The 6,175-nt window shown below is 62.3% G+C and carries 9 protein-coding genes; 4 read left to right on the plus strand and 5 right to left on the minus strand.

Annotated features, from left to right (window positions below):
* Positions 1–507, plus strand: a 507-nt coding sequence (locus FLM9_RS08220; RefSeq protein ID WP_074457779.1) for a hypothetical protein, incomplete at its 5' end; no start/stop codon positions are given.
* Here the strand turns inward: FLM9_RS08220 and FLM9_RS06330 are convergent.
* Positions 498–758 carry an NAD(P)H-quinone oxidoreductase subunit O gene (locus tag FLM9_RS06330; protein WP_074457780.1) on the minus strand — a complete coding sequence of 87 codons (261 nt, stop codon included), beginning with the start codon at positions 756–758 and terminating at the stop codon, positions 498–500. The genes FLM9_RS08220 and FLM9_RS06330 overlap by 10 nt on opposite strands.
* Positions 759–866: 108 nt before the next feature.
* Between FLM9_RS06330 and FLM9_RS06335 the strand changes: the two genes are divergently transcribed.
* Positions 867–1,781 (plus strand): TIGR01777 family oxidoreductase, encoded by a 915-nt coding sequence (locus FLM9_RS06335; protein WP_074457781.1) that lies wholly within the window; start codon positions 867–869, stop codon positions 1,779–1,781.
* Here FLM9_RS06335 and FLM9_RS06340 read toward each other — a convergent pair.
* The 3 genes from FLM9_RS06340 to FLM9_RS06350 all read right to left on the minus strand — a co-directional run bounded on the left by FLM9_RS06340 (position 1,705) and on the right by FLM9_RS06350 (position 3,738).
* Entirely contained in the window at positions 1,705–2,025 is a 321-nt protein-coding gene (locus tag FLM9_RS06340; RefSeq protein WP_074457782.1) for a DUF8620 family protein, read from the minus strand. The genes FLM9_RS06335 and FLM9_RS06340 overlap by 77 nt on opposite strands.
* Complete coding sequence (locus FLM9_RS06345) at positions 2,025–3,206, minus strand: lipid-A-disaccharide synthase-related protein (protein ID WP_257243035.1); 1,182 nt, start codon at positions 3,204–3,206, stop codon at positions 2,025–2,027. The genes FLM9_RS06340 and FLM9_RS06345 overlap by 1 nt, the downstream gene beginning before the upstream one ends.
* Before the next feature lie 67 nt (positions 3,207–3,273).
* Positions 3,274–3,738 carry a hypothetical protein gene (locus FLM9_RS06350; protein ID WP_074457786.1) on the minus strand — a complete coding sequence of 155 codons (465 nt, stop codon included), beginning with the start codon at positions 3,736–3,738 and terminating at the stop codon, positions 3,274–3,276.
* Between FLM9_RS06350 and FLM9_RS06355 the strand changes: the two genes are divergently transcribed.
* The gene (locus FLM9_RS06355) at positions 3,737–4,393 is read left to right on the plus strand and encodes a DUF192 domain-containing protein (protein ID WP_081340258.1); all 657 of its coding nucleotides are present in this window, start codon (positions 3,737–3,739) and stop codon (positions 4,391–4,393) included. The two genes, FLM9_RS06350 and FLM9_RS06355, sit on opposite strands and share 2 nt — an antisense overlap.
* Here FLM9_RS06355 and FLM9_RS06360 read toward each other — a convergent pair.
* Positions 4,347–5,606, minus strand: coding sequence for a bifunctional cobalt-precorrin-7 (C(5))-methyltransferase/cobalt-precorrin-6B (C(15))-methyltransferase (locus FLM9_RS06360; protein WP_074457785.1), 1,260 nt, complete (start codon positions 5,604–5,606; stop codon positions 4,347–4,349). The genes FLM9_RS06355 and FLM9_RS06360 overlap by 47 nt on opposite strands.
* Before the next feature lie 263 nt (positions 5,607–5,869).
* Here FLM9_RS06360 and FLM9_RS08000 point away from each other — a divergent pair, with 263 nt between their 5' ends.
* On the plus strand, positions 5,870–6,154 hold the full coding sequence (locus FLM9_RS08000) for a hypothetical protein (protein WP_143324637.1): 285 nt from the start codon (positions 5,870–5,872) through the stop codon (positions 6,152–6,154).
* Positions 6,155–6,175 lie beyond the last annotated feature (21 nt).

The raw sequence follows: 6,175 nt of genomic DNA on the forward strand, positions 1-6,175 counted from the left end.
CAAGCCTACGATGCGACCCAGCAAGGTCACTACCAGCGCCAGACAGCCTATCAGGCCCGAAGCCGAAGGCAGCAGTGCCGCTGGCCGTCCCCTCCTTCTCCCCACACCACGGCGGAGACCTATCAATGGCTCCGGCTGGTGTTTGACCCTGCCAACCGTCAGCTTTCCAAAATTATCACCCCGTTTCCCGGGCAGTTGCGTTCCCTTGCCGCCAATCCTTATGACGACAGGATGATAGCTGCTTTCTGCCGCTATCTTTCAGATAGCCAGCGGCGGGTTGACCTTATTCAAGCCCTTTACCAGAGCTGCTGGGCACCGCCTGCCCTGACAGGTCTCTCCACCGATCTCTATCGGTGTTTTCGCCATGTGCAGGACGGGTTGTCCCAACTCAGTTTCTACACGAGAGGTTATGTGGACGACTATCTGCGGGACGGTCGTGAGGTGATGCGGTTGGCCCGACAGTTGCGCTATGGCCTTCAGCAAAGGCGCCGTCACCTTCACTTGTAAAGACTCAGCACCTCCACGGGGAGCCACACGTCGGGAACCGGTGGCCGCCATCGGATCAGGACCACGTCAGTCTTCACCTGCAGCAATTCCCCAGGGCCAATGAACAGGTAATCCGGCGGCTCAGGATCACTGGCGGCCCGGCTGGCATCAGCCATGTAGGCATGGCGGTCGACTTTCACCAGGCTCCCTTTCTTCAACTTCAGGGGGGACCGGGCTTTGTCGGCGGCAGGTGGAGAATCTGTTGGGGCCATGGCATATGGCGCAAGGGTGACGGTTGCGCCATGCTAACCAGTCACGTCCATCGGGATCGGTGCTGACTGCTTCTAGGATTGGGGCAGAACCCTGCGCTTCTGCTGGCAATGCGACTTTTCACCACTGGCTGTACAGGGTTCATCGGCCATGGTCTGGTTCCGGCCCTGGAAGCTGCCGGCCATGAACTCATCCTCGCCACCAGGCATCCCAACCGGGCCCGTCGCCTTTCATCCAAAGCCCAGGTGGTGGTTGCCGACACCAGCCAACCCGGTCCATGGCAAGCCCATGTGGCCACGGCTGAGGGGGTGATCAACCTGGCAGGGGAGCCCATCGCCGAGAAACGCTGGACCGCCGACCACAAAACTCTGCTCCAGCAAAGCCGGATTGCCACCACCCGCAACCTGGTGGAGCCCATCGCCGCTGCCGATCCCGGCCCCCAGGTACTCATCAGTGGCAGCGCTGTGGGCTATTATGGCACCAGCGACGCCGGTGAGTTCTCGGAAGGCAGCGCCTGCGGTGCGGATTTTCTGGCCCACCTGTGCCAGGCATGGGAAGCGGCCACCCAGAGAGTACAGCACCATTGTCGTGTTGTGGTGTTGCGCATCGGCATTGTGCTGGGGCCTGACGGCGGCGCCCTGGGCAAGATGCTGCCGGTGTTTCGTTTGGGCGTCGGTGGACCTGTGGGCAGTGGCCGCCAATGGATGAGTTGGATTCATCGCACCGACCTCTGTAACCTGATCGTGGCGGCTCTGGCGGATCCGGCATTCCGGGGCACCTGCAATGCTGTTGCTCCCAATCCCGTCACCATGGGGGAGATGGCCGCTTCCCTGGGACGGGTCATGGGACGTCCCAGCCTGCTGCCTGTGCCGTCTCCCTTGCTCCAAGCCCTACTGGGGGATGGGGCCATGGTTGTGCTCAAGGGTCAGAAGGTGCGCTCCAACGTGCTCAAGGAGCGTGATTTCCACTTTGCTTATCCACGGCTGCCCGAGGCCCTGGAGGACCTTGTTCGCGCCTCGTCTTGAGACGCCACAACCACTGCAGCCCGCCATTGAGAAGTGCCGCTGCCATGAACAGGCCAACGGCGGGCATGAACAGGGGTGTCCAGAGCTGCTGGAAGCGCCCCAGGGGCTGCTCCAGCCCCTGGCTATGGAGCGCCACCGCCACCGCAAACCACAGGGCGCCAGCCATGACCACAAACACGTTGATCATCAGAACCCGATCCATCCAGGTCCTGCATGTCTGCCACAGGTGGGTGCGGTTCCCCATCAGTTCAGGCTTCCGAGAATCGTTTGTGCCATGGCCTGGCTGCCGCCATAGCGCCCGATCCTCTCATGGGCTGTGCGCAGACAGATGGTGGGCACGTCCCCGTCCCGCAGCAGCACCATCAGCAGCCGTGCCGTGTCCCTGGCGTTGGCAACGGAACCCGGTGGCCCCGCGCCACAACACACCGCCGGCCCCAGCAGGCGCCGCTGGGCCTCCGCAAACTGGGGTGTGAACTGCGGTCCGGTGCCGGGCATTTGCAGGATTGGCTTTTCCAGGCCCACGGCCAGTTCTGTGGCGGTCCCGGCCATGGCCACCAGCAACTGGCTGCCGTGGAGCACGTCGGCAAAGCGCCCCCAATAGAGTTCCACCCCCAGGTCCCCATGCACCAACTCCAGGGCCGCAGCACCGGGGCAACGGGGGCGGTGCCGCTGCAAGCGCCAGCCCTGTTGCGCCGCCACGGCTGCCAGGTGATCCAGTTTAATGTCTTTCACCAGCGCTGCAGCCAGCCCCAAGGGGCCCCTGTCCGGGTGCTGGGGAAGCTGCAACAGCATGGCCAGCATCAGGGCCAGGTTGTTTAAGGCTTCCGGCAAGCGGCTACCGGGCAACAGGCCGACACGGGGATGGGAGAGAGACGGCAGTGGCGTGGCGCTGACGCCTACGGCATCCAGGAAGGGATTGCCGAGAAACTCCACCCTTCGCCCCAGTCGGGTGCTCAGGTCGGCGGTGGTGAGCCGGTCACGGCTGAACACATGCAGGAAGCGCTCGCTTCGCAGGCTCTGGGCACAGGGCCAGGGCAATGTCAGCCTGCCCTCGTAGTAGCTGGAGTAGGCCATCAGATAGCAGAACGCCGTACGGCGGCTCAGGTGGGCCACCACTACGGGCACCACGTCACCAACGGCCACCACGGCGTCATGATGGCGGGCAATCTGTGCAGCGGTGATGGACCGCCTGAGTCCATCGATGGTTTGACCGTTGCGTAGTTCCTGAAGGACACCCCCAAGGCTTTGGTAGCCCATGCCATGGGTGGGGAAGCTGTGGGTTGTAACCGGCTGTGTGGGGATGCCCAATTGTTTGTAGGCTTCTCCGTGGCCCACCAGAGGGAAGCCAACGGCATGCCCCCCCAGCCGCACCAGAGCCTGCCCGAGGTGGGCGCCGCTCAAATCTTCCCCATGCCCGTTGCTCACGAGTAATAGCCTTGGCCCGTGGGAGGGGATCACGGTTGCGACAGCAGGAGATGGCCAGGGTTGCTGATCACTTGTCGAGGGACGGGAAGATCCAGGTCTTGACCTTATGCAGGGCCTGCCAGTCCTCACGACGTTCCAGGCCGTCCACAATGGATTGTTGCAGATCGTCCTTCAGGTCCGGGGCCATGGTCAGCACCTTCTGGATCTGCTGAATCTGCTCCCTGACCCCCTTGGTGTTGGTTTCCAGCATGGCCAGGCTGAGGTTGAGACGGGCCTGGGGATCCTGGGGACTCAGCCGCACCGCCATGCGTCCCGACTTCAAGGCCGCCAGGGGGCGGCTGGCCAGGAGTTGTAACCAGCACAGGCAGGTCCAGGCAGCACCGTGGTTGGGAGTACTGCGGACAATGTCCAAAAACGTGGGGAGCAATTCCTCGGCACTGCCTCCCTTCTGGTAGACCGCCAGGGCCTGCTCAAATGGTCCCTGCGCTTCATCACCAACGGTACCCCCCTTGGGGAGGGTGTCATCAACCATGCTGGGTGTATCGGGGTCCAGCGACACGTTATCCAACACCATGCCATTTAAGGTCAATCTCTTCCCGCAGCATTTGCCTTTCCCCTTTCCCTTCTCCATGGCCTGGCTCCTGGCGAGCCTGCTGACCCCCGCGGCAGCCCTGAGCCAGGCGGCGCTGCCAACCCAAAGTCTTCCCGTTCGTGCCCAGGTGTGCGGTCCCGTGCGGGGGGATCATCAGCCCCAGTCTCCAACATCCACCTGTGTGGAACTGGAAGTGCCGTCCACGCACGGGGAGTATGCCGTTGGCTTGATGGGGCGCTCCCAGCTCCCGCCAGAGCGGGGCATGTGGTTTCGCTTTGATCAGCAGGATGCCAGCATTTGGATGCGCCATACGCTGATCCCCCTGGACCTGCTGTTTCTGGAGCGACACCATCTCCATGGATCTTTGGATGGCTCTCCGGATGAGGCGCTCCCCGTGGCGCGCATTGTGAGGGTGGTCCATGATGTGCGACCCTGCCTTGCCATCCCCTGTCCCTCCTTCAGGGCCGGACAACCCGTTGACCATGTGGTGGAACTGGCTGCTGGCGAAGCTCAACGGCGCAACTGGACTGAGGGGACCGTGCTGGACTTCAATTGGCTGGAGGATCCCGCTGGGGAAAACGACCGCTCACAATAAAGACGGGATTGAGGGGTTGGAGACGGGTGTGCCCCCCCACCGGGCAACCGCGGCTGATCTGCACCTGCAGGCTGTGTACCTCCAGGCCGCCATCCTTGAGTTGGCGTTGCACGGATGCAAAAGCCTCCAACGTGGCCAGGGGAAGAACAATGCGACCGCCGGGCTTGAGGCGCGCCGCCGTCTGCTCCAGCACTGTCCGACGATCTCCACCCCCGCCAATGAGCACCCGATCCGGATCGGGAAGCTTGTGCAGAACGGCCAGGGCGGAGGCCCCGTGGACATGGAGCCGCTGCGGATCACACCCCACGGTGCAGGCATTGCGCCGGATCAAAGGAACGGCCCCCACCCGCCGCTCCACCGCGTGGAGTTCCAGTTGGGGCCGCAGCCGCATGGCTTCCAACCCCACGCTGCCCACACCGGCCCCCAGATCCCACATCACCCCGCTGGGGGGCAGGTCCAGCTCCGCCAGCAGCAACACCCGCACTTCCCGCTTGGTCATGAGGCCTGGATGGTCTTCATGCTGGCGCCAGATGCCGTCCTCCAGACCAAACCAGGGCAACGGCGCAACACGGGGATTGGGGCGACGCAGCAGAACCATCAGACTGAGGGGGTCCACATCCGTGGGCAGCGCATCGGGCTGCACCTGGCGCAGGCGCTCTGTGGAATGCCCCAGGCGTTCCGCCAACCAGAGATCATAACGGTTGATTGTCTGGGTGGAACGGAGGATGGCCACCACGTCCGCCGGTCCGCCCTGGCATGGATCCGTCAGCACCACCAGGGCGCTGGGGTGGCGCCGCAGCGGGGCCACCAGACAGTCGGCATCACGGCCATGGAGGCTGACCCACGTGGCGTCCTGCCATGGGCGCTTGAGCCGCGCAAACAACTGCTGCATGGAGGTGGCCGCTGGATGAAAGACAAGGTCTTCGGAGGGAAACAGCTGCAGCAGTAAACGGCCCAACCCGAACCAGAGGGGATCCCCGCTAGTGAGCACCACACAATGTTTGCCCTGCCGGTGCCGCTGGCTGAGACACCCCAGCGCTGCGTCCAGCGGAGTCATGCCATGGACCTCTTGGGTGTCGGGCCGGGGTTGGAGTTGCTCCAGCACCCGCCGAGGCGCCAGCAGGCAGTCACAACAACTCAGGAGTTGGCGCTGGGGAGCCGCCATGGTGTCGGGGGCTCCCGCATCACAACCGATTACGTCAATCCTGGCCATGGTCCAGGGAACAGCAGCAGGGCTAAGACGGTAGGGTGGAGGCTTATGTTATGGGGAGACAAGGAAAGAAGCCCAGGCAAGGGCTGAATTCATGGCCAGGACCTCATGGTGGAGGCGGGGACAATCAAGGCAAGAACGGAGTGAGAGCCCCCTCAAGTGTCCACATCCCTAGCCGTAAGGCTCCTTAGTCTTCATATTCGTTTTCCTGGCCACAGACCTGAAGTTTATGTACTAAACTCATTCTCGTTCATGCATTTACGCCCATGCCTGAAATCACATCTGTTGCTTCTATTATGTCTCAATATCCCACTTCTAGAGGGTTCCTCGAAAGAATCGATGACCGGCGCGTCAGGAAGCTCTGGCATGAGATATCGCTCTCATCTGCTCAACGTGCAGTTCTTTCCCGTCTGTGTAAGGACTGGGGAGAATGCCAAGGAGAGACCGTGACTCACGAAGATCTTCACCGAATTGAAAAAAATTCCAATTACGTTAAAGATATTGTGAATGACCCTAAGGAAACGCTGGAGAGCCTGCTTCTTTTTGGGTAAGAGGTTAGAATGGGCAGGGGT

It is taken from the genome of Candidatus Synechococcus spongiarum, assembly GCF_900047545.1.
Classification (GTDB): domain Bacteria; phylum Cyanobacteriota; class Cyanobacteriia; order PCC-6307; family Cyanobiaceae; genus Synechococcus_B; species Synechococcus_B spongiarum_C.